At 63.9% G+C, this 22,774-nt stretch carries 22 protein-coding genes and 1 pseudogene; 17 read left to right on the top strand and 6 right to left on the bottom strand.

Annotation, left to right across the window (positions count from 1 at the left end; genetic code table 11):
- Positions 1-2 precede the first annotated feature (2 nt).
- From APH33_RS04960 to APH33_RS04950, 3 genes are read left to right on the top strand one after another with little or no spacing between them, the layout of a single operon-like run.
- Complete coding sequence (locus APH33_RS04960; RefSeq protein WP_054884082.1) at positions 3-1,214, top strand: cytochrome c; 1,212 nt, start codon at positions 3-5, stop codon at positions 1,212-1,214.
- 3 nt (positions 1,215-1,217) lie between these two features.
- Positions 1,218-2,189: an XdhC family protein gene (locus tag APH33_RS04955; RefSeq protein ID WP_054884081.1), complete on the top strand. Its 972-nt coding sequence runs from the start codon at positions 1,218-1,220 to the stop codon at positions 2,187-2,189.
- Positions 2,186-2,752 (top strand): NTP transferase domain-containing protein, encoded by a 567-nt coding sequence (locus tag APH33_RS04950; RefSeq protein WP_054884080.1) that lies wholly within the window; start codon positions 2,186-2,188, stop codon positions 2,750-2,752. The genes APH33_RS04955 and APH33_RS04950 overlap by 4 nt, the downstream gene beginning before the upstream one ends.
- Positions 2,753-2,782: 30 nt before the next feature.
- Here APH33_RS04950 and APH33_RS27625 read toward each other — a convergent pair.
- A pseudogene (locus APH33_RS27625) lies at positions 2,783-2,929 on the bottom strand (T6SS immunity protein Tdi1 domain-containing protein); the annotation flags it as partial.
- Positions 2,930-3,005: 76 nt separating this feature from the next.
- Positions 3,006-3,080, bottom strand: a complete 75-nt coding sequence (locus APH33_RS27620; protein ID WP_256218591.1) for a polymorphic toxin type 15 domain-containing protein — start codon at positions 3,078-3,080, stop codon at positions 3,006-3,008.
- Positions 3,081-3,300: 220 nt separating this feature from the next.
- Between APH33_RS27620 and APH33_RS04945 the strand changes: the two genes are divergently transcribed.
- From APH33_RS04945 to APH33_RS04935, 3 genes are all read left to right on the top strand, one after another.
- Positions 3,301-3,984 (top strand): response regulator transcription factor, encoded by a 684-nt coding sequence (locus tag APH33_RS04945; RefSeq protein ID WP_027921299.1) that lies wholly within the window; start codon positions 3,301-3,303, stop codon positions 3,982-3,984.
- Positions 3,981-5,303 (top strand): ATP-binding protein, encoded by a 1,323-nt coding sequence (locus APH33_RS04940; protein WP_054884079.1) that lies wholly within the window; start codon positions 3,981-3,983, stop codon positions 5,301-5,303. Before APH33_RS04945 ends, APH33_RS04940 begins: the two co-directional genes overlap by 4 nt.
- Positions 5,304-5,517: 214 nt before the next feature.
- Positions 5,518-6,909: an aspartate aminotransferase family protein gene (locus APH33_RS04935; RefSeq protein WP_054884078.1), complete on the top strand. Its 1,392-nt coding sequence runs from the start codon at positions 5,518-5,520 to the stop codon at positions 6,907-6,909.
- A gap of 56 nt (positions 6,910-6,965) precedes the next feature.
- Here the strand turns inward: APH33_RS04935 and APH33_RS04930 are convergent, their stop codons facing one another.
- Genes APH33_RS04930 through APH33_RS04920 form a run of 3 tightly spaced genes read right to left on the bottom strand, consistent with a single transcriptional unit; the run spans position 6,966 to position 11,507 of the window.
- Positions 6,966-8,381 (bottom strand): efflux transporter outer membrane subunit, encoded by a 1,416-nt coding sequence (locus APH33_RS04930; protein ID WP_054884077.1) that lies wholly within the window; start codon positions 8,379-8,381, stop codon positions 6,966-6,968.
- A gap of 3 nt (positions 8,382-8,384) precedes the next feature.
- Positions 8,385-10,349: a MacB family efflux pump subunit gene (locus APH33_RS04925; RefSeq protein ID WP_054884076.1), complete on the bottom strand. Its 1,965-nt coding sequence runs from the start codon at positions 10,347-10,349 to the stop codon at positions 8,385-8,387.
- Positions 10,350-11,507 (bottom strand): efflux RND transporter periplasmic adaptor subunit, encoded by a 1,158-nt coding sequence (locus APH33_RS04920; protein WP_054884075.1) that lies wholly within the window; start codon positions 11,505-11,507, stop codon positions 10,350-10,352. It lies immediately after the preceding gene.
- Positions 11,508-11,711: 204 nt separating this feature from the next.
- Here APH33_RS04920 and APH33_RS04915 point away from each other — a divergent pair, with 204 nt between their 5' ends.
- The 5 genes from APH33_RS04915 (at position 11,712) to APH33_RS04895 (ending at position 15,029) form a co-directional block, all read left to right on the top strand.
- Positions 11,712-12,188 carry a sigma-70 family RNA polymerase sigma factor gene (locus APH33_RS04915; protein ID WP_054884074.1) on the top strand — a complete coding sequence of 159 codons (477 nt, stop codon included), beginning with the start codon at positions 11,712-11,714 and terminating at the stop codon, positions 12,186-12,188.
- A 171-nt stretch (positions 12,189-12,359) separates the two neighbouring features.
- Positions 12,360-12,839 carry a response regulator gene (locus APH33_RS04910; protein ID WP_054884073.1) on the top strand — a complete coding sequence of 160 codons (480 nt, stop codon included), beginning with the start codon at positions 12,360-12,362 and terminating at the stop codon, positions 12,837-12,839.
- A 70-nt stretch (positions 12,840-12,909) separates the two neighbouring features.
- Complete coding sequence (locus APH33_RS04905; RefSeq protein ID WP_054884072.1) at positions 12,910-14,235, top strand: MFS transporter; 1,326 nt, start codon at positions 12,910-12,912, stop codon at positions 14,233-14,235.
- A gap of 94 nt (positions 14,236-14,329) precedes the next feature.
- Positions 14,330-14,626, top strand: coding sequence for a type II toxin-antitoxin system MqsR family toxin (locus tag APH33_RS04900; protein ID WP_054884071.1), 297 nt, complete (start codon positions 14,330-14,332; stop codon positions 14,624-14,626).
- A 1-nt stretch (position 14,627) separates the two neighbouring features.
- Positions 14,628-15,029, top strand: a complete 402-nt coding sequence (locus tag APH33_RS04895; protein WP_054884070.1) for a type II TA system antitoxin MqsA family protein — start codon at positions 14,628-14,630, stop codon at positions 15,027-15,029.
- 71 nt (positions 15,030-15,100) lie between these two features.
- On the opposite strand, the gene APH33_RS04890 is transcribed toward APH33_RS04895, so the two are convergent.
- The gene (locus APH33_RS04890; protein ID WP_082433448.1) at positions 15,101-16,783 is read right to left on the bottom strand and encodes an electron transfer flavoprotein-ubiquinone oxidoreductase; all 1,683 of its coding nucleotides are present in this window, start codon (positions 16,781-16,783) and stop codon (positions 15,101-15,103) included.
- Between the two features lie 531 nt (positions 16,784-17,314).
- Here APH33_RS04890 and APH33_RS04885 point away from each other — a divergent pair.
- The 6 genes from APH33_RS04885 (at position 17,315) to APH33_RS04860 (ending at position 22,711) form a co-directional block, all read left to right on the top strand.
- The gene (locus APH33_RS04885) at positions 17,315-18,064 is read left to right on the top strand and encodes an electron transfer flavoprotein subunit beta/FixA family protein (RefSeq protein ID WP_054884068.1); all 750 of its coding nucleotides are present in this window, start codon (positions 17,315-17,317) and stop codon (positions 18,062-18,064) included.
- Complete coding sequence (locus tag APH33_RS04880; protein ID WP_054884067.1) at positions 18,065-18,994, top strand: electron transfer flavoprotein subunit alpha/FixB family protein; 930 nt, start codon at positions 18,065-18,067, stop codon at positions 18,992-18,994.
- 79 nt (positions 18,995-19,073) lie between these two features.
- Entirely contained in the window at positions 19,074-19,895 is an 822-nt protein-coding gene (locus APH33_RS04875) for an ABC transporter substrate-binding protein (protein WP_054884066.1), read from the top strand.
- Between the two features lie 9 nt (positions 19,896-19,904).
- Positions 19,905-20,258: a DUF4398 domain-containing protein gene (locus APH33_RS04870; RefSeq protein ID WP_054884065.1), complete on the top strand. Its 354-nt coding sequence runs from the start codon at positions 19,905-19,907 to the stop codon at positions 20,256-20,258.
- Positions 20,255-21,067 carry an OmpA family protein gene (locus APH33_RS04865; protein ID WP_054884064.1) on the top strand — a complete coding sequence of 271 codons (813 nt, stop codon included), beginning with the start codon at positions 20,255-20,257 and terminating at the stop codon, positions 21,065-21,067. Before APH33_RS04870 ends, APH33_RS04865 begins: the two co-directional genes overlap by 4 nt.
- Before the next feature lie 201 nt (positions 21,068-21,268).
- A complete protein-coding gene (locus tag APH33_RS04860; protein WP_054884063.1) occupies positions 21,269-22,711 on the top strand; it encodes a PLP-dependent aminotransferase family protein in 1,443 nt (480 codons plus the stop codon).
- Positions 22,712-22,774 lie beyond the last annotated feature (63 nt).

Genomic DNA, 22,774 nt, shown 5'->3' with positions numbered 1-22,774 from the left:
GCATGGGCTTTGTTCGTAGCGCTCTCGCGCTGGCCCTGGGCCTTGCCGTCGTTTCGCTGGCCCAGGCGGCCGATGAGTCGCAGGTCAAGCGCGGTGAATACCTGGCCCGTGCGGCCGACTGCATGGCCTGCCACACGGCCGAAGGCGGTGCCCCGTTCGCCGGTGGCCTGCCGATCCATTCGCCGTTCGGCACCATCTATGGCAGCAACATCACCCCGGACAAGCAGTACGGTATCGGCAACTATACGGCCGACGAGTTCTTCGCCGCCGTCACCGAGGGCAAGCGCAAGGACGGCGCCAACCTCTACCCGGCGATGCCTTACACCTCGTACCACCTGATCAAGCGCGAGGATTCCGATGCGATCCTCGCCTACCTGATGACCGTGCCGCCGATCAACCGCCCGGCACCGCAGACGGCGTTGAGCTTCCCGTTCAACGTGCGCCTGGGGCTGACCGGCTGGAACATGCTCTATGGCAAGAGCGTGCAGCTGCAGCCGACCGAGGGCAAAAGCCCGGCCTGGCAGCGCGGGCAGTACATGGTCGAGGTCATGGGCCACTGTGGCGAGTGCCACACGCCGCGCAACCCTATCGGTGCACTGCAACAGGACCAGCGCCTGAGCGGTGGCCTGCTCGGCGGCTACCTGGCACCGAGCCTGCTGGCCCAGGACCTGGCCGACCGCGGCTGGACCCAGCCGGACCTGACCACCTTCCTCAAGCACGGCATCAGTGCCCAGGGCAGCATGTTCAACGAGATGTTCCCGGTGGTGCACCACAGCACCCAGCACCTGGAAGATGCCGACCTGGCGGCCATGGCCACCTACCTGCTCGGCGACCAGCCGCCGCCCGCCAAGGCGATCAAGCCGGTTGCTCTGGAGCAGATGAGCGATAGTGCCAAGCGCGGCCAGCAGCAATACCTCAACGTCTGCGCCGGTTGCCACGGCGTCGAAGGCGAGGGCAAGCCGCACATCGCGGTGGCCATGCGCGGTAACACGGTGCTGCGCCAGGGCGACTCGCGCAATCTGGTCAAGGCCATCCGCGACGGCATCCGTGAGCAACAGTTCACTGGTTTCGAACGCATGCAGCCAATGCCGGGCTTCGCCGACAAGCTCGACGACCAGCAGGTGACAGACATGGTCAACTACCTGCGCCAGGCCTGGGGTGGATTGCCCGGCGACCTGACCGTACAGCAGCTCGTCGAGCTGAAGGCGGAATAAACCGTGCAGCATCTCGATCTCCAGGTGATCAGCCAGGCGCTGCAATGGTCGTGCGATGGCCAGCGGGTGTGGTTGTGCACGGTGCTCGCCACCTACGGCTCGGCGCCGCGCGCGCCGGGCTCGCTGCTGGCGGTCAACGCCAGCGGCCAGTGGCTGGGTTCGCTGTCGGGTGGTTGCGTCGAAGATGACTTCCTCGAACGCGTGGCACGGGGCGAATTCCCCGAGCCGATTGCCATCGTGCGCTATGGCGATGGCAGCGACCCGCATTCGAGCATTCGCCTGCCTTGTGGCGGCGTGCTCGAGGTGCTGGTGGAAAACCTGCCGGCCGACTGCGCAGTGCAGGCTCATTTGCGTGAGCTGGAAGGCGCACTGCGCGGCCAGCGCCGGTTGTTGCGCGAAGTGAGCCTGCCGCAAGGTGAGCGCAACGTTGTCGACGACCACAGCCAGGGGCCGCGTGTGGAACGCGAAAGCGGCCGTGTGCGTTTGCGTGTCGGCGCTGCCCAGCGCCTGCTGCTGGCTGGCTACTCCAGCGTCGCGCATTTCTGCGCCGAGTTCGGTAAAGGCATGGGCTTTGAAGTCATCCTCTGCGACCCGCGTGATGAGGTGCTCGAAGGCGTGGTGCTGGACGGCATCGAGGTGCGCCGCGAGCTGCCGTCGGAGTTCATCGCCAATGGCGGTTGCCATGCCGACACGGCGGTGGTTGCATTGACCCATGATCCGAAAATCGATGACCTGGCCATGATGGAAGCAGTGCGTACCGAAGCGTTCTACATCGGCGTGATGGGCTCGAAGGCCACCTCCGACAAGCGTCGCGAACGCTTGCACCGCATCGGCGGCCTGGGCTACGACGAGCTGGCGCGGATCCACGCGCCAATCGGCCTCAACCTGGGCAGCAAGACCCCGGCCGAAATCGCCCTGGCGGTGCTCGCCGATATCCTGCGCCTGCGCAACGGCATCGGGCGGGCGGCGCTGTGAGTGTGGTGGCGCTGGTGTTGGCGGCTGGCAGCAGCGTGCGTTTCGGTGCTGACAAGCGGCGGGCGCTGATGGCCGATGGTCGCAGCTTGCTGGTGCACAGTGTCGAGCGGGCCTGCGCGGTGTTCGATGACGTGCGGGTGGTGTTGCGTGACGGCGAGCGGGGAGAGGAGCTGGGGCTGCCGTCGGCGTGCCGGGTCATCGGCAGTGCCGATTTCACGCAGGGCTTGGGCCATAGTCTGGCGGCTGGCGCCGCTTCGCTGGTCGACAGCGAGGCACAGGCGGTGGCGATTCTGCTGGGTGACATGCCCTGGGTGGAGCCCGCGACCCTGGGCTTGCTTGCACGCGAGGCCAGTGGGTCAACGATAGTCATGCCTTGTCATGCCGGGCAGCAGGGCCATCCGGTAGTGTTCGGGCGTGATTTCTGGCCTGCACTTGTACGATTGACGGGCGATGAAGGGGCGCGCTCGGTCGTGAGGGCCCATCCGGAGTGTTGCGTCAGGCTGGCGGTCGAGGATGCCGGTGTGCTGCAGGATGTCGATACGCCCGATGCACTGCGCCAGTGAGCGTCGGTTCTCCTCATCTTCTTCATCATCGAATGCACAAGGCTCCAGTTCGGCAAGCTGGGAAAGCAGAATCAGATGCACGTCGGCCTTGAGCCGCTGGAGATTGGCCAGGCTCGCAGGCCCGCCCAGCATCAACGCCGGGACGAAACCATATATCTTGTTTGGCGCCAATGTGCCTCCCATTTCGGCCATTTCTTCGGCAGCCTGTCGGAGCCCTCCTATCCTGCTTTTCCACTGAGGACCAATACTTGAATTAACCTCGTCCACCTGCACTAAGATCAGGGTTATGCAGGGCTGCGAGTGTTGAGATCGTCTCCTTAGCTTGCATTTCCGAAAGTTTTCTCGCTTCTCGCTGTCCCATCGTTTTGGAGGTGTTGCTGCGGGGGTACGGCCGGGGGGGATTTGGCGCCTGTGATATCGAGCGCCGCCCGTGCGGCGCTCGATATCACAGGCGCTGAAAGCATCAAGGCGAACGCAAAAAAGGTCCATAATCCCCCCTTAATCCCCCCATAGTGCAATCCCACCCACACCACTCCGGGAGCCCCACCATGCACGTTCTGCTCTGCGAGGACGACGACCTGATCGCCAGCGGCATCTGCGCCGGCCTCACCGCCCAGGGCCTGACCGTCGACCGCGTGGCCAACGCCGCCAGCGCTCGGGCGTTGCTGCAAGCGGCGCAGTTCGACGTGATGATCCTCGACCTCGGCCTGCCCGACGAAGACGGCTTGAAACTGCTGCGTCGCCTGCGCCAGCAGGGTGTGGACCTGCCCGTGCTGGTGCTCACCGCCCGTGACGCCGTCACCGACCGCGTCGACGGCCTGCAGGCCGGTGCCGACGACTATCTGCTCAAACCCTTCGACCTGCGCGAGCTGGCTGCGCGCCTGCATACCCTGCTGCGCCGGGTGGCGGGGCGGGCGGTCAATGTGATCGAGCACGGCCCGCTGCGCTACGACCCGAGCAGCTGCGAAGCGTCCCTGGCCGGCCAGCCGGTAGACCTGTCGCGGCGCGAGCAGGCGCTGCTCCAGGCGCTGTTGCAGAACCCCGGCCGGGTGCTGTCCAGCGAACAACTCAAGGACTGTGTGTACGGCTTCAGCGACGAGGTCGAGAGCAACGCGTTGAACGTCCATATCCACCACCTGCGCCGCAAGCTTGGCAACAGCATTGTCGAAACCGTGCGCGGTCTGGGTTATCGCCTGGGCCCGGCACAGGCGCCAGAGGAAGCAGCTTCATGAGCCTGCGGGTACGCCTCAGCCTGATTCTCGGCACCGCCTTCATCATCATCTGGGCGCTGGCAGCCGCGTGGATGTTGCGCGACCTGCGCCAACAGATGATGTTCTCCCTCGACCAGCGCCTGGTGGCGTCGGCGCGAATGGTCGCCGGGCTGATCGACCAGCTGCCGCAACCGCTGGCAGCCAAGGGCGAGGATGCGCATTTTTCCGCCGACCAGTTGAGTGTGCCCGACGGTATGGCCTGCCAGGTGACTTCCCTGCGCGGCGAGATCCTTGCCAGCAACCACAAGCACGACGGCGCCATGGATGACCAGCGCAGCGGCTTTCGCGATCAGACCATCGATGGTGCGTTGTGGCGCACCTTCACCTACAACCACGGTGACGTGCGTATCACCACCGCCGATCGGCACATGGAGCGCGAGGCGCTGAACCAGTCGATTCTGCTGGCCGCCTCGGCGCCGGTGCTGATGGCCTTGCTCGGCAGCCTCGGGCTGCTGTGGATCGGCTTGGGCAAAGGCCTGGAACCGCTCAACCGGATGCGCGACGCTTTGCGCCGACGGCGTGCCGACAGTGTCGAGCCGTTGCAGGTGGCCGGCTTGCCCAGCGAGCTGCAACCTTTGCTCGATACGCAGAACCAGCTGTTCCTGCGTATCGCCCAGACCATCGAGCGTGAACGGCGCCTGACGGATGATGCCGCCCACGAACTGCGCAGCCCGCTGACGGCGATCAAGACCCACCTGCAGGTGGCGCGCATGACCGACGGTGCGGTGCGCGAGCAGGCGCTGGAGCATGCCGAACAAGGCGCCGACCGCATGCATCGGACCCTGGAGCAGTTGTTGATGCTGGCTCGGGTCGAGGGCAGCCTGTCGTTTGACGACGGCGTGCAGTGCAGCGCCGAGCAGGTTGCCCGTCAGGCGGTGCAGGACGCCGGCGGTGGCGACAACCGGCGTATCGTTTTGCACCTGCCGCAGGAGGCTACACAGATCTATCTGGGCATGCCTGCACCGCTGGCGGTGGCGGCCTTGCGCAACCTGCTGGACAACGCCCTGCGCCATGGCGGCGATACCGAGGTGGAGCTGGAAGTGCAGATGGCCGATGGGCAGGTAGGGTTCATGGTGCGCGACCACGGGCCGGGTATTGCCGAAGCCGATTTGCAGCACCTGACCGAGCGCTTCTGGCGCAATGGGCAGAGTGGTGGGTGTGGGTTGGGGCTGGCGATCGTGCAGGCAATCGTGCAGCGCTGTGCTGGCAGCCTCAGGTTTGACAGTCGCAATGATGGGTTGCGAGTTCTGCTGCAGGTGCCGGCGCGTTCGGCCAGCTGATCTTCATTGCCTGTGCCGGCCCTTTCGCGGGTAAACCCGTTCCCACAGCAATCCCGCAGATCTCAAATACTGTGGTGTACCTGTGGGAGCGGGTTTACCCGCGAAGAGGCCGGCACAGGCAAAGCAAAATCCCGCAACAACCGCTAAATCCTCCCCGCACTCAAGCGTTTTCCAAGCGATAACTGCCCATTCGCTTGCTTGCGAGGATTCACCCATGTCCACCGCTACCAGCCTTGCCCAGGTCCCGCCGGCCAGCGCGCCGCAACCGTTGTACGAATTCATTGACTCACCCTTGCTGCAGCGCCAGCAGCAACAGGAATCCAATGCCCGCAGCTACCCCCGGCGCATCCCGCTGGCGCTCAAGCGTGCCCGTGGCATCTACGTCGAGGACGTCGAGGGCCGCCCGTTCATCGACTGCCTGGCCGGCGCCGGCACCCTGGCCCTGGGCCACAACCACCCGGTGGTGATCGAGGCTATCCAGCGCGTGCTGGCCGACGAACTGCCGCTGCACACCCTGGACCTGACCACGCCGGTCAAGGACCGCTTTGTCCAGGACCTGTTCGGTATCCTGCCCGAGGCCTTGCGCCGCGAGGCCAAGGTGCAGTTCTGCGGGCCGACCGGCACCGACGCGGTGGAAGCGGCGCTCAAGCTGGTGCGCGGTGCCACCGGGCGCAGCATCGTGCTGGCCTTCCAGGGTGCCTATCACGGCATGAGCCAAGGGGCGCTGAGCCTGATGGGCAGCCACGGTCCCAAGCAGCCACTGGGCGCGCTGCTGAGCAATGGCGTGCAGTTCATGCCTTACCCCTACGACTACCGTTGCCCGTTCGGCCTGGGCGGTGAAGCCGGGATCAAGGCCAACCTGCATTACCTGGAAAACCTGTTGCTGGACCCGGAAAGCGGTGTGCCGCTGCCGGCGGCGGTGATCCTTGAAGTGGTGCAAGGTGAGGGCGGGGTAATCCCGGCCGACATCGAGTGGCTCAAGGGTGTGCGGCGTATCACCGAACAGGCTGGCGTGGCGCTGATCGTCGATGAGATCCAGAGCGGCTTCGCCCGAACCGGGCGGATGTTCGCCTTCGAGCACGCCGGCATCGTGCCGGATGTGGTCACGCTGTCCAAGGCCATTGGTGGCAGCCTGCCGCTGGCGGTGGTGGTGTACCGCGACTGGCTGGATACCTGGAAGCCAGGCGCCCACGCTGGCACCTTCCGCGGCAATCAGATGGCCATGGCGGCCGGTTCGGCGGTGATCGACTACCTGGTCGAGCACCGTCTGGCCGAACATGCCGAGGCCATGGGCCTGCGTTTGCGCGGGCATCTGCAGCGGCTGCAGCGAGATTATCCGCAACTGGGTGATATCCGTGGCCGTGGCCTGATGCTTGGGGTGGAGCTGGTCGATCCACAGGGGCAGACCGACGCATTGGGCCATCCGCCTGCCAACCGGGTGCTGGCACCGAAGGTCCAGCGCGAATGCCTCAAGCGTGGCCTGATCCTTGAACTGGGCGGGCGCCATGGCGCCGTGGTGCGCTTCCTGCCGCCGCTGATCATCAGCGCCCAGCAGGTTGACGAGGTGGCGCAGCGCTTTGCCGAGGCAGTGGCCGCCGCTGTGTGAACCCGGAAGGGCCGCGTTGCGGCCCTCCTGTCAGGCCTGTTCATGCCCAGGGTGAATCAGCCCTTGCCCCCATGCCTCAACTGCCAACCACCCCCTAGTGCCTTGTACAACGCCACGCTGCCCTGCAGGCGAGCCAGGCGCAACTGCGCCTGCTGGTCCTGGGCGAGATAGAGCGTGCGTTGGGTTTCCAGCACACTCAGCAGGGTTTCGGCCCCGGCCGCGTAGCGCCGTTGGGCCAGGTCGAAGGCCAGGCGCGCCTGTTCGACCTCCTGGTCCTGCCACTGGCGCTGTTGTTCAACGCCGTGAATGGCATTGAGGGCCTTCTCGACATCGGCGAAGCCGGCCAGGATGCTGCTGCGATAGCTTTCCAGCAGCTCGTCCTGCTCGGCCTCGGCCAGCTGTTGCGCCGCTCGCAGCCGGCCATTGTTGAAGATCGGCGCGACCAGGCCGGCGGTCAGGGTGTAATAAGAGCTGTCGAAGACCTCGGGCAGGGTGCGTGCGCCGGTGCCAATGTTGGCGCCGAGGGTCAGTTTTGGCAGCAGGGCGGCCCTGGCCACTTGCACATTGGCGTGGGCGGCGGCCAGGCGTGCTTCGGCGGCAGCGATGTCCGGGCGGCGGGCGAGCAGTTCGCTGGGCACGCCGCTGCCAATGCGCGGCCAGTTCACGGTTGCCAGCGCTTCTCCCGTGGTGGGCAGGGCCTGGACCGGGTCGCCCAGCAGTGTGGCCAGGGTAACGCGGTTGTCCTGCCACTGCTGTTCGAGCCGCGGCACTTGCCGTGCCTGAGCGGCCACCAGGCTTCGCTGCTGGGCCAGTTCCAGGCGTGTCGCGGAGCCGGCGCGCTGACGTGTCTCGACCAGCGCCAGGACATCACGGGCGTTACGCAGGTTGAGGCGGGCAATGCGCAGCTGTTCTTCCAGGGCCAGGCCCTGCAGGTAACTGTTGGCCACGCTGCTGACCAGCGTCAGTTCGACCGTCTGGCGATCGAAGCGGCTGGCGTCGAGGCTGTGCAGGGCGCTCGAACGTGCAGCGCGCAGGCCTCCCCAGAAGTCGATCTCGTAGCTGGCGACCAACTGCATGCCGAACGACGTACTGGTTCGCTCGTACTTGCTGACATCGAGCTGGTCATAGCCCTCGCCATGCAACAGGCGCTGGCGGCTGCCGTCGAGGGCGAAGCTGAGCTCCGGCAATAGCGGCGCTCCGGCGATGGCCGCCTTGGCCTGGGCCTGGCGCACGCGGGCGGTGGCGGCGGCAAGGTCATGGGCATTGGACCGGGCGCGTTCGACCAGGCGGTCCAGTTCGGCGCTGTCGAAGGCCTGCCACCACTGCGCCGACGGCAGGCCGGCAGAAGGCTGGAGGGCTTCGCCTTGCCAGGCGGTGGGTGCAGCGATGCCGCTGGATGGCGCGGGCGGCAGGCTGCAGGCGGCGAGGCCCAGGCACAGGGACAACAGGCTGATGCGGCTTGGCAGGGTCATGGGCTATTCGCTGGTGAGGGCTTTGACAGGGTCGAGTCGGGCGGCTTTGCGGGCCGGCATGAAGCCGAACACGATGCCGGTAAGAACGGCGCAGGAGAACGCACCGAGCATGGCGGGCAGGGTGAAGGCCACGGCAACCTGGCCCAGCATCAAGGCGCCGCCGATCAGCAGGGCCAGGCCGATGCCGGCCATGCCGCCGACCATCGACAGCATCACCGCTTCGCTGAGGAACTGGCGCAGGATGTCGTGCTGGCGTGCGCCGGTGGCCATGCGGATGCCGATCTCGCGGGTGCGTTCGCGCACGGTCATGAGCATGATGTTCATCACCCCGATGCCACCGACCAGCAGCGAAATCGCGGCAATCGCCCCGAGCATCAGCGACAGGCTGTTCTGGGTACGTGCCTCGGCCTGGATCAGCGCGGCCGAGTTGGTCAGTTCGAAATCGTGACGGCCCTGGTGACGCTGGCGCAGCAGGCGGTCGACGGCAGCCTCGGTTTCATCGACCCGCGCCGCGTCGACCGCGGCGACGGTGATGTAGTCGGGGTCGCGCTGGCCGAACAGGCGGATCGCCGCGGCCGAGTAGGGCACCACGATGCGTCCGTCGGCATCCTGGTCGCCGGAACTCGCGCCTTTGCCGGCGAGTATGCCAATGACCTGGAAGGGCACGTTGCCTATCAGTAGGTACTGGCCAAGCGGGTCGCGGTCTGGCGCGAGCATTTTTTCCCGGACTTTCTGACCGATCACAGCCACCGCTGCGCCACTGGCTTCGTCGGCATCAGTGAAGAACGCCCCTGCCACCGCCGGCCAGTTGAAGATCAGCGGGAACTGGTTATTGTTGCCGCCCACGTAGAAATGCTGGCTGTTGTTGCCATGGCGCACCATCACCTTTTCGCCCAGCACCGGCATGATCTGCCGGACCTGCGGTAGCTGGCCAATGGCGGCGACGTCGTCGAGGGTAATCGTGCCGGCAGGTTCGCCCGGTGTGGCGGGCTTGCTGTTGAGGTAGAGGATGTTCGAGCCGAAGGCGGCCATCTGCGCCATCACCTGGCGCTTGCTGCCTTCGCCGACGGCCAGCATGACCACCACCGACGCGACCCCGATGACGATACCGAGCAGGGTCAGGGCGGTGCGAAAGCGATTCACCCACATGACCCTCCAGGCAGCCTGCAAGGCTTCGAGCAGCTCGCCTTTCCAGGCCCCGCGCAGGGTCGCGCCACGGTCGAGGCGCTGACGCAGGTCGTCGGCTTGCAATGTCTGGCGGGCAGGGCAAGGCGCCTGGTCGGTCGCGCTGTCGCTGATCATCCGGCCGTCGCGGATCTCGATCACCCGCTGGGCACGCGCCGCCACCTTGTGGTCGTGGGTGATCAGGATGATCACATGGCCCTGGCTGGCCAGTTCGTCGAGCAGCGCCATGACTTCGGTGCCGCTGTGGCTGTCGAGCGCCCCCGTGGGTTCGTCGGCGAGGATGATATGGCCGCCGTTCATCAGTGCCCGGGCGATCGACACCCGTTGCTGCTGGCCGCCCGAGAGCTGGTGCGGGCGGTTGGCGCTGCGGCTGGCCAGGCCCAGGCGGGCGAGCAGGGCGGCGGCACGGGCGTGCCGCTCGCTGGCGGGCGTGCCGGCATAGATGGCCGGCATCTCGACGTTTTCCTGGGCCGAGCCGGAGGGGATCAGGTGGTAGCCCTGGAACACGAAGCCGAACGCCTCGCGGCGCAACCAGGCCAGTTCGTCGTTGCCCAGCTCGGCCACGTGCTTGCCAGCGAAGCGGTAAATGCCCGACGTCGGGCGATCGAGGCAGCCGAGTATGTTCATCAAGGTCGACTTCCCGGACCCGGACGCACCCACGATGGCGACGAACTCGCCGGGCTGGATGCTAAGGCTGATGCCGCGCAGTACATCGACCTTGGGGCTGTCCTGGCCGCCGTAGGATTTGCGGATATCGACCAGCTCGATCAGCGGCGCAGTCATTCAGCCTCCGCTGGCGCTGGGGGCGCCCATCAGCAGTTGCTCACCTTCGCTGAGCCCGTCCAGCACTTGAACGCGCAGGCGGTCGCTGAGACCGGTGCGCACCTGGCGCTGCACCACCTTGCCGTGCGGGTCGAGCACGCGCGCGATGGACAGGCCGCCGTTGTCATCCAGCGCGGCCAGTGGCACGGTCAGGACCTGGCTGGCCTGGCCGGCGACGAAGAATACCTGGGTGGTCATGTTGGCCATCAGCGCGCCATCCGGGTTGTCGACATCGAGCAACACGGTGTACTGCACCACTTGATTGGCAGCATTGACCGGGCTGCCGCCACCCTGACTGGTCTGTTCCAGTGGTTTGGGTGGGATCGGCAGGATTTGCCGCACCTTGCTGTTCCAGCGGCGTCTGCCTCCGGACAGCGTGGTGAAGTAGGCGGTCATGCCGGGTTTTACCTTGCCGATATCCGCTTCCGAGACTTGCGCCCACACGGTCATGGGCGACAACTTGGCGATGCGCAGGATCAAGGGTGTCTGTTGCTGGGCGTTGAGGGTCTGGCCTTCGCGGGCGTCGACGGCGACCACCGTGCCATCCATCGGCGCATAGATACGCGTGTAGCCCAGTTCCGCCTCGGCGCTGCGCAGGCTGGCCTGAGCCTGGCGGATCTGTGCCTGAAACATGTCGATTCGCGCCTGGGTGACCTTGAGCTGGGCAACAGCGGCCTGGATGTCCTCATCGCGGGTAGCGCCGGCGGCGGCAAGCTCGCGCTGGCGCTTGAGCTGTCGGTCGGCCAGCTCGAACTGCGCTCGCTGTTCGGCGAGCTGGGCCTTGAGGTTGTCGATCGAGAAGCGCCCGGCGTCCAGCCGCGCCTGCTGGGTGGACGGGTCGATTTCGACCAGCAGCTGCCCCTTGCGCACCGGGTCGCCGGCTTCCACGTGCAAGGTGCGGATCTGCCCCGAGGCCTGGGCGCCCACATCTACATAACGCCGGGGCTGCAAGGTGCCCAGAGCCGTGACGCTGCTTTCGATGTCTGCCCGGGTGACCGTGACGGTAGCGAGCGGTTGCGCCCCCATGGGCAGGGTTTGCCAGGCCAGCAGGCAGCCCAGGCCAAGCAGGCCCAGGCCAGCGAGAATCAACTGGCGGCGGGTGGAGGTTAAACGGCTCATGCGGACTTCCAGCCAGGGTAGTGGTCACGCGCTGCCAATCGTGGCACGCACCGAAGTCCCAGATAAACGAAGGCTGGCCGGGTGGATTTAACCTGAACGAGAGGGTAGATGGTGTGTTGCTGAGAATAGTTATAATTTGTACTATCACAGCCCGGTATCACTCAGTCCCGCACATGGGTTGCAAGGACGATTTCAGGTGCTGTTGTGGAACATTATTATCGCGAACTGGTGAGCTTCCTGAGTGCGCGCCTGGGCAATCGCCAGGCAGCGGAGGACGTTGCCCACGATGCCTATCTGCGAGTGCTGGAACGTACCGACAGCGGGCAGATCGAGCATCCGCGAGCGTTCCTTTACCGAACCGCGCTCAACCTGGTGATCGACCGGCACCGGCGCCACCAGGTGCGTCAGGCCGAATCCCTGGATGCGCTGGATACCGATGGGCGCTTCCTCAGCGCGGAATTGCAGCAGGACCTGCAGCTCGACCAGCGCCTGGCCATGATGCAAAAGGCCCTCGATGAGCTGAGCAGTGTGTGCCGGGAGTGCTTTCTGTTGCGCAAGCTCGATGGTCTTTCTCACCAGCAGATTGCCGAGCGCCTGGGTATTTCCCGCAGCCTGGTGGAGAAGCACATCGTCAACGCCATGAAGCACTGCCGTGTGCGCATGCGGCTGTGGGAGTCCTGAATCCGCAGTGAAGGGCAGGTGAAAATTCTGTGTGATGGCCACTTGATTTCTCCCCGTTTCCCGACAACTATCTAGATTGACCCCTCCAGGCGCAGCCCTGGTGGTTGCCTGTTGCTGGCGCAGTTCGGTCAGGGAGCTGTCCCTCATTCACCTGACGGCCCAGGTCCGACAATGACAAACAAGACCCTGCGCATCCTGATAGCCGACGAGCACCCGCACCAGCGCCTGCAGCTGGAAAAACTGCTCAATGGCCTTGGCTACTACCGGATTGCCCCGGTCGAGTCCTTTGAAGAGTTGCAGCGGCTGGTGCAGTGCGCCTTGCAACCGTTCAACCTGCTGCTGGGCAATATCGAGCTGGCCAGCCATGCCGGCGTCGACCTGGCACGGTTCTGCCGGGTCAATGCGCAGATTCAGCATGCCTTGCTTTACCATTCGCAACACCTGAAAGTGCCTGTCGTGCCGCAGACCGAGCGCCAGGCCGTCAGTGTGAGCCTGCCCCAGGTACCGGATAACGAGGCACTGCAATCCTTCATGGCAATCATCGACAGCCCCGTGCTGGTCGGCAAGATTGCCCTGCCTTCCGGGCTCAAGGGTGGCCCGGTACCGCCGCGCAAGCCGAGGAACTTCGGCCACACCGTGTTCAGCCGTTGATGGCGTTGCTGGGGCAAGGCGGCGAGCATTTGCTATCCTCTTGCCCTTTGCCGATCTGCGGACCCCTGCCATGACTGCCATCGATACCGCTCGCCCGCCCCGGTTCAGCCGTAGCGACCACCGGACCCTGGGCCTGGCGGCACTGGGCGGCGCACTGGAAATCTACGATTTCATCATCTTCGTGTTCTTTGCCCTGACCCTCAGCCAGCTGTTCTTCCCGCCTCAGATGCCCGAGTGGCTGCGCTTGCTGCAGAGCTTCGGCATCTTCGTCACCGGTTACCTGGCACGGCCGTTGGGCGGCATCCTGATGGCCCACTTCGCCGACCATCTCGGGCGCAAGCGGGTGTTCAGCCTGAGCATCCTGATGATGGCCTTGCCATGCCTGCTGATCGGGGTGATGCCGACCTATGCCGACATTGGCTATGCGGCGCCGCTGATTTTGTTGGCGCTGCGCATCCTGCAGGGTGCCGCCGTAGGGGGTGAGGTGCCGAGCGCGTGGACCTTCGTCGCCGAGCATGCGCCAAACGGACGTCGTGGTTATGCGTTGGGCTTCCTGCAGGCGGGGCTGACCTTTGGCTACCTGCTGGGGGCGCTGACGGCGACAGCGCTGGCGCAAGTGTTCACGCCGCAGGAGATTCTCGATTACGCCTGGCGTTACCCATTCCTGCTCGGTGGGGTGTTTGGCGTGATCGGTGTGTGGCTGCGCCGCTGGCTCAGCGAGACCCCGGTGTTCCTGGCCTTGCGTGAGCGCCAGGAGCAACCCGTCAGGTTTCCGCTGCGGCGGGTGCTGGGCGAGCACCGCTCGGCGTTGATCCCGGCGGCACTGCTGACCTGCGTACTGACCTCCGCGGTAGTGGTACTGGTAGTGATTACCCCGACAGTCATGCAGCAACGCTTCGGCATGACGGCGGGGCATACCTTCGCCTTGAGCAGCGTGGGCATCGTCTTCCTCAATATCGGCTGTGTGCTGGCCGGGCTGCTGGTCGACCGTCTGGGCGCCTGGCGCGCACTGATGATCTACAGCGTGTTGCTGCCGTTGGGTATCGGTGCGCTGTACGCCAGCCTGGTTGGGCAGTGGGGCGTGACCTGGCTGGCCTACGCGCTGGCTGGGCTGGCCTGCGGTGTGGTGGGCGTGGTGCCGTCGGTGATGGTCGGGCTGTTCCCGGCCGAAATCCGCGTTTCAGGGATTTCCTTCACGTACAACGTGGCTTATGCCCTGTGGGCCAGCACCACGCCGCTGGCGTTGATTGCACTGATGCCGTGGAGCCCGTGGGTGTGTGTCGGTTTCTGTCTGATCATGGGCACGGTGGGGCTGTTGACTGCCTTGTATTTCGGGCGTCGTGAGCCATTGGCATTTGCTGCCGAGCCTATGCCGATCATGTGCGGTGACAAATGAGTCAGTAGGGGTGGCGGGGCGTTGAGGCAGACTTCCAGGCGGTGGTTATTGGAATAACCTATTAGCCAAATTTAACCTGGAAGGTTAATTTCTCATGGAAAAGAGAACGCCTCATTGCCCGCTGGAGCACGTACAGGCGCTTTTGAGCGCGGGCAAGGTACGTACTACTCGCGCTGCCACTCGCGGGGCGCAGGCGCTAGGGGTAGGCCCCTATGAAATGCTAAGCATCGTACGAAAGCTTTTGCCCAGTGATTTTTACAAGAGCATGACGACTTACACCGATCACCGTGTTTGGCAGGACGTCTACCGTGCTCAAACAACGGTTGGCAGGGTCTACCTCAAGTTGATGGTGGTTGACGATCTGCTCATCGTGTCTTTCAAGGAGCTGTGATATGAAATGTCCTCTGTGCGGAGGAGCGGAGCTGGTTGCTCAGTCCCAAGGCATGCCCTATCGCTACAAAGGCGAATCGACCGTCATCCCCGATGTTTTTGGTGATTACTGTCCGGCCTGTGGTGAGGCCGTCTTGAGCATGGAAGAAGCGCAGCGGATCAGCGACTTGATGTCGGCCTTCGAGCGAAGAGTCAATGCAGCCGTTGTCGATCCCTCGTTCATCGCATCCATGCGTAGAAAGTTCGACCTCGACCAGCGTGAGGCGGGTGAAATCTTCGGTGGCGGGGTCAATGCCTTCTCTCGTTATGAAAACGGCAAGACCACACCACCTGTGGCGCTGGTGAAACTGCTCAAGCTGCTGGATCGCCACCCAGAGCTGTTTGAGGAAGTGCGCACTGCCTGATGGTGCCAGGCAACAAAAAGCCCCCGGCTCCTGAAAGCCGGGGGCTTTTTTTGTTGCTGCAAGCAGCGGCCTTACATGTTCGGGTAGTTCGGCCCACCAGCGCCTTCAGGGGTGACCCAAGTGATGTTCTGGGCCGGGTCCTTGATGTCGCAGGTCTTGCAGTGTACGCAGTTCTGCGCGTTGATCTGGAAGCGCTTGCTGCCGTCTTCCTGGCTGACCACTTCGTACACGCCTGCCGGGCAGTAACGCTGGGCGGGTTCGTCGTACAGCGGCAGGTTGCTGGCGATCGGTACGTTCGGGTCGGTCAGCTTCAGGTGGCAGGGTTGCTCCTCTTCGTGGTTGGTGCTGGAGAGGAATACCGAGCTGAGCTTGTCGAAGCTGAGCTTGCCGTCCGGTTTCGGGTAGTCGATCTTCTTCGACTCGGCGGCGAGCTTGAGGCAGGCGTAGTCTGGCTTGGTGTCGTGAAGGGTGAACGGCAGCTTGCCGTTGAACCAGTTCTGGTCGACATAGTTGAAGGCGCCACCGAGCAGCGGGCCGAACTTGTGCAGTGCCGGGCCGAAGTTGCGGCTGGCGAACAGTTCTTCGTACAGCCAGCTGGCCTTGAACGCGCTCACATAGCCATCGAGCAGGTCGCCACCTTCGCGGCCGGCAGCCAGTGCGTCAGCCACTGCCTCGGCGGCGAGCATGCCGGACTTCATCGCGGTATGGCTGCCCTTGATCTTGGAGAAGTTCAGGGTGCCGAGGTCGCAACCGATCAGCGCGCCGCCGTTGAAGACCATTTTCGGCAACGAGTTCAGGCCGCCCTTGCAGATGGCGCGGGCGCCATAGCTGATGCGCTTGCCGCCTTCGAGGTACTGGCTCATCACCGGGTGGTGCTTGAGGCGCTGGAATTCATCGAATGGCGACAGGTACGGGTTGGCGTAGGAGAGGTCGACGATGAGGCCGACCACCACCTGGTTGTTTTCCAGGTGATAGAGGAACGAACCGCCGGTGTTGTCCTTGCTGGTCACGTCCAGCGGCCAGCCAGCAGTGTGCACCACCAGGCCTTGCTCGTGCTTGGCCGGGTCGATTTCCCAGATTTCCTTCAGGCCGATGCCGTAGTGCTGGACGTCGGCTTCGCTGTCGAGGTTGAAGCGCTTGATCAGCTGCTTGCCGATATGGCCGCGGCAGCCTTCGGCGAACAGGGTGTACTTGGCACGCAGTTCCATGCCCGGGGTGTACAGGCCGTCCTTGGGATTGCCTTCGCGGTCGACACCCAGGTCGCCGGTGATGATGCCGCGAACCACGCCGTTTTCGTCGAACAGCGCTTCCTGGGCGGCGAAGCCCGGGTAGATTTCCACGCCCAGGTTTTCGGCCTGCTGGGCCAGCCAGCGGCACAGGTTGCCCAGGGAAATGATGTAGTTGCCGTGGTTGTGCATGGTCTTGGGCACGAACAGGTCGGGGACCTTGGTCGAGCTGTCGGCACTTTTCAGCACATAGATATCGTCGCGCTTCACTTCGGTGTTGAGCGGCGCGCCAAGTTCCTTCCAGTCGGGGAACAGCTCGTTCAGGGCGCGGGGTTCGAACACCGCGCCTGAGAGAATATGAGCACCTATTTCGGAGCCTTTTTCCACCACGCAGACGCTGATCTCGCTACCGGCTTCGGCGGCCTTCTGCTTCAGGCGGCAGGCGGCGGACAAGCCCGCAGGGCCTGCGCCGACGATGACCACGTCGAATTCCATGTATTCGCGTTCCACAGGTTCTCTCCTACTCATCAAGGCTCGTGCTGTTGCTTTGTCTTATGGGTGCTTGCGTGCAGCGGCGCTTCACTGGCGCGAAACTGTAGCTACGCAAAGGGCGGACTACACCGTTTTGTCTTGGCGCGCATTATATCTACACCACTTGGCGGGTCCAATACAAACGTTTGTTTGAATTTGCCGGAGCCCAGTAAAATCACTGGAACGCGGCTGGAAGGTGACCGATTTGCCGTATTGACCGGATTGGGTGTTGCGGTCAAGATACGAGCGGTTTTACGTTCGCCGTAGGCTTGCAGCCGGGCGCAGGTACACCTCTAAAGACCAGGTGTGGAGCAGGGTTTTGCGGCCTTTGGCCGGTTTGTAGTGGAGTTTACACGCCACCACAGAAAATGACCCGTGGGTATTTGCCGCAACAGTCGCGACAAGACTGTTCGGTCAGCATGAAGTTTGCCCCTCCCGGTACGTTTTCAGAGGTGCCCTTGTACCCACGCGCATCGCCGGGCTCTGCCCCAGGCGACTATCTATTCACCGGAGAGTAACGAGGAATCCATGAAGGTTCTTGTAGCTGTCAAACGAGTGGTCGACTACAACGTCAAGGTTCGCGTCAAGGCGGACAACTCCGGCGTCGACCTTGCTAACGTCAAGATGTCCATGAACCCCTTCTGCGAAATCGCCGTCGAAGAAGCCGTCCGCCTGAAGGAAAAGGGCGTGGCGACCGAGATCGTCGTGGTTTCCGTTGGCCCGACCACCGCCCAGGAGCAACTGCGTACCGCCCTGGCCCTGGGTGCCGATCGCGCCATCCTGGTCGAAGCCGCTGACGAGCTGAATTCCCTGGCCGTGGCCAAGGCGCTGAAAGCCGTTGTCGACAAGGAGCAGCCTCAGCTGGTCATCCTCGGCAAGCAAGCCATCGACAGTGACAACAACCAGACCGGCCAGATGCTGGCCGCGCTGACCGGCTTCGCCCAGGGCACCTTCGCCTCCAAGGTCGAAGTCGCTGGCGACAAGCTGAACGTCACTCGCGAAATCGACGGCGGCCTGCAGACCGTTTCGCTGAACCTGCCGGCCATCGTCACCACCGACCTGCGCCTGAACGAGCCACGCTACGCGTCGCTGCCGAACATCATGAAGGCCAAGAAGAAACCGCTGGAAACCCTCACTCCAGACGCGCTGGGCGTTTCCCTCGCCTCCACCAACAAGACCCTGAAAGTCGAAGCGCCGGCTGCACGCAGCGCTGGCATCAAGGTCAAATCGGTGGCCGAACTGGTCGAGAAGCTGAAGAACGAAGCGAAGGTAATCTAAATGACTATCCTGGTTGTCGCTGAATACGAGAACGGTGCCGTAGCCCCGGCCACCCTGAACACCGTCGCCGCTGCCGCCAAGATCGGTGGTGATATCCATGTACTGGTCGCGGGCGCAAATGTCGGTGGCGTCGCCGAAGCCGCCGCCAAGATCGCTGGCGTTGCCAAGGTGCTGGTTGCCGATAACGCCGCCTACGCCCATGTGCTGCCGGAAAACGTCGCGCCGCTGATCGTCGAGCTGGCCAAGGGTTACAGCCACGTACTGGCTCCGGCCACCACCAATGGCAAGAACATCCTGCCACGCGTCGCTGCGCTGCTGGACGTGGACCAGATCTCCGAGATCATCTCGGTCGAGTCCGCCGATACCTTCAAGCGCCCGATCTACGCCGGTAACGCCATTGCCACCGTGCAATCGAGCGCCGCCATCAAGGTCATCACTGTGCGTACCACTGGTTTCGACGCCGTGGCCGCCGAAGGTGGTTCGGCTGCCGTGGAGGCTGTCAGCGCTGCGCACAACGCGGGTATCTCGGCCTTCGTTGGCGAAGAGCTGGCCAAGTCCGACCGCCCAGAGCTGACCGCTGCCAAGATCGTCGTGTCCGGCGGCCGTGGCATGGGCAACGGTGACAACTTCAAGCACCTGTACAGCCTGGCCGACAAGCTCGGCGCTGCTGTCGGTGCCTCGCGCGCCGCGGTCGACGCAGGCTTCGTGCCGAACGACATGCAGGTCGGCCAGACCGGCAAGATCGTCGCACCTCAGCTGTACATCGCCGTTGGTATTTCCGGCGCGATCCAGCACCTGGCGGGCATGAAGGACTCCAAGGTGATCGTCGCGATCAACAAGGATGAAGAAGCACCGATCTTCCAGGTGGCCGATTACGGCCTGGTTGCCGACCTCTTCGAGGCCGTTCCAGAGCTGGAAAAGCTGGTCTGATCCGCCTGCTTCACTTATAAAGAAGCCCGGCCCTCGCACTGAGGGCCGGGCTTTTTTGTTGCAGGGCAAGGAGTGAAGGATGGTATTGCGCGAAGCGGGCAGGGTGCTGGCATGCATGGTGGCGCTGCTGTCGCCGACGGTGATGGCGGCAGGCAAATGCGAGCGCCTGGTGGCCACTGGCAGCCCGGACGCACCACCCTATTCCTGGCAGGACCCGCTCGACCCGAAACACCTGGTTGGCGCCAATGTCGACCTGTTGCGCCAGGTCCTCGGCGAATTGGGCGTGAAAGTCGAGGTGCTCAGTGCCGGTCGGCGCGATCAGGCGCTGGAGGAGGTGCGCAGCGGGCGCATGGATTTGCTGCTCGACACCCCCATGCAAGTGGAGCAGTTGACTGCGCTGGACTACATCCATCCGCCGTTGCAGCTCAATGAATACCTGGTTTGGACCCGCCACGATGCCACGCTGGAGTTCGACGGCCCGGCAGACCTGGCCAGGTATCAGGGCAGCCTCTCCGAACGCGCGCGCCTGACGCCGGCATTCACCGCTTTCGCCAAGGCCCAGTTGAAGCTGGATCCGGCGCAGAACCTCACCCAGGCCTTCCAGAAACTGGTGCTGGGCCAGGTCGATTATGTGCTGGCCGGGCGCTACTCGGGCATGGCAATGACCCAGAGCCTGGGCATGAGCAATAACCTCATCGCCCGCGGCTTGCCGGTCGACCGCCCAGGCCTGTACCTGGCCGTGTCGCATAATTCGGCTTGCAATGATGCGTGGCTGCGTGGGCAATTGGCGAAAAAACTGACAGAATTGCCGGTCTCCGGTGCGTCCGAAGCCGTGCTGCAGCGTAATGTCGAGCGCTGGAAAGCGCAGATGCAAGTGCAGGCGGACGCCCCAAAACATTAGGAAGAGTGTGTGAGAACCCAATCCCTTATCCTGGCCGTGGCCATGCTCGGCCTGGCAGGCTGCGCCAACGACCCGGCGCCCAATGAGCAGATGCGCATTACCGAGCAGGCGCTGGAGCAGGCCAAGGCAGTTGGTGCCAGCGACCAGGTCGAGGCGCTCAAGCTGGCCGAAGACAAGTTCGCCCGGGCCAAGACCAACATGCTGACCGAAGACTACCGTGACGCACGCATGCGTGCCGAGCAGGCCGAACTGGACGCCCGCCTGGCCGAGGCTCAGGTGCTGAACCAGAAGAGCGAGGAGCAGCTTCAGTTGCTGCAGTCGCGGGTCAAGCGCTTGCGCAAGCAGTTGGAGGTGCAGCCATGATCAACCTCAATGCGAAAGCCGTACTGGCACTGCTGGTGCTGTCGGCTGGCTTGCAGGGCTGTGCCAGCCAGCGCAGTGGGGCGGCGCTGGATGATGCGACGGTGGCCTTCCAGAAGGTCAAGGACGATGCCGACGTACTGCGCAGCGCCCCGCGTGACGTGCTTCGTGCCGGTGAATCGCTGTCCCGCGCCGAGCGCCTCTCCGGCTACATTGGTACGGGCAGCGACGTGCGCCACTATGCCTACCTGAGCCAGCGCTACAGTGAGATCGCCAGCGAGCATGCCAAGCTGGCGCTGAGCGAGGAGCGTCGGGCCAAGCTCGACCTTGAGCGCCAGCGTCTCCAGCTTGCCTTGCGAGAAGCCAAATTGGCCAGTGTGCAGCAGCAGGGCAAGTGGGTGGAGAACCAGATTGCCGCATTGGCCTCGGAGCAGGCCGACCGAGGTCTGGTGATGACCCTGAGCGATGTGCTGTTCGATACCGGCAGTGCCGACCTGAAGAACTCGGCCAGCCGCACCGTGCTCAAGCTGGTGCAGTTCCTCCAGCTCAATCCGCGCCGCGTGGTGCGGATCGAAGGCTATACCGACAGCACTGGCGCGCCTGAGGACAACCTCAAGCTGTCGCGCGATCGTGCCCAGTCGGTGGCTGACATGCTGGTCGACCTGGGGATCGATGAGAAGCGCATGCAGGTCGAAGGTTATGGCGACCAATACCCGATCGAGGCCAATGCGTCGGAGCGGGGCAGGGCGCAGAACCGCCGGGTGGAAATCGTCTTCTCTGACGATAAGGGCAGGCTTGCGCCAGCACGCTGACTTCGAAACACCAAGGGCCGCTTAGCGGCCCTTTTCGCGAGTGCGGGTCGGTCCTGAGGTTAATCATTTAGATGGTGGTCACACACTGTATTGTTGACTTACTTGCCATCTGTCCCAGTACACTTTGCAACTGTTACGGTATGCTCTACCGTCAGTAAGTCGTACAAGAACAACAGGCCGCCTGCGCATCGAGATACCGCCATGACCAACCTGCTGCTGTACCAGCGCATCGCCCAGCAACTGGCCGATGACATCCGTCGCGGTGTCTATCAGCCAGGTGAGCGCGTACCGTCCGTGCGCAAGATGAGTGCCCAGCTCAACGTCAGCCATGCCACGGTGTTGCAGGCCTACGCCAATCTCGAGGATCAGGGTTTGATCCGGGCCCGGCCGCAGTCGGGCTACTATGTGCACCAGACCCCCGCCCTGACTGCGCAGACCCCGGATATCGCTCGCGTCGAACGCCCTGGGCTGGTTACCCGGGCCAGCATCATTCAGCAGGTGCTGACCGAGGCGCGTCGCGATGGTGTGTTCCCGTTCGGTGCCGCCGTGCCGCACGTCGACTACCTGCCGGTGCGTGCGCTGCATCAGCAGATCGCCAAGGTCACCCGCTTTCACAGCCCTCGTGCCTTCAGCTATATGTTCAGCCCTGGCTTCGAGCCACTGCGCAGGCAGATCGCAATCCGCATGCGCGATGCCGGTGTGCTGGTCGACCCGCGTGAGGTGATCGTCACACATGGTTGTGTCGATGCCTTGCAGATGTCGCTGCGGGTACTGACCCGCCCGGGGGACCTGATCGCAGCCGAGTCGCCTACCTATTACGGGCTGTTGCAGTTGGCGGACCTGCTGGGGCTGAAGGTCATCGAAATCCCCAGTGACCCGTCCACTGGCATCAGCCTTGAAGCATTGCAGTTGGCCGCCAACCAGTGGTCGATCAAGGCCTTGGTGCTCACCACGCGCCTGAGCAATCCGCTGGGTGGTACGGTGCCTGAGGAGCGACAGAAACAGTTGCTGCGCCTGGCGTCGGACTTCGATATCCAGATCGTCGAAGACGACATCTATGGCGAGTTGATGTTCGAGCAGGGCAAGACCAAGGCGCTCAAGGCCTTCGACCGGCTGGACCGGGTCATCTATTGCTCGAGCTTTTCCAAGACCCTTTCGCCCGGGGTGCGGGTTGGCTGGATGGTGGCAGGGCGTTACCAGGATGAAATCCAGCGCCTGCAGACCTTCACCACTCATTCTGCGTGCAGCGTGACGCAGATGGGCGTGGCGGCGTACCTGGAGAACGGTGGCTACGACCGGCACCTGCGCTATATCCGCCAGGAGTACCGCAAGAACCTCAGCGCCTACCAGCTGGCGGTGCAGCAGCACTTCCCGGAGGGCACCCAGATGACCCGGCCAACCGGCGGTTTCATCCTCTGGGTCAGCCTGCCGGGGCGGGTCAATACCCAAGAGTTGCATGTGCGTGCGCTGGAGCAGGGCATCAGTATCGCGCCCGGGTTGATCTTCAGTAACACCGAACAGTTCAACCATTGCATCCGGCTCAACTGTGGCATTCCATGGAACAAGGAGGCCGAGCGAGCGGTTATCACGCTTGGCCTGTTGGCCCAGCAATTATGCAGAGAATCGCAGTCCTCACTTTTGTAGGCTTGCCAGCGGCGGGCGGAACGGGGAGCATACGCACTTTTCCAGCCCCGTCTGCCTGTCGAT

Origin of the sequence: Pseudomonas sp. NBRC 111130 (assembly GCF_001320485.1) — a bacterium.
GTDB lineage: Bacteria > Pseudomonadota > Gammaproteobacteria > Pseudomonadales > Pseudomonadaceae > Aquipseudomonas > Aquipseudomonas vlassakiae.
Note: the sequence above shows the minus strand (reverse complement) of the source record. Positions and strands in the feature narration are given on the sequence as shown.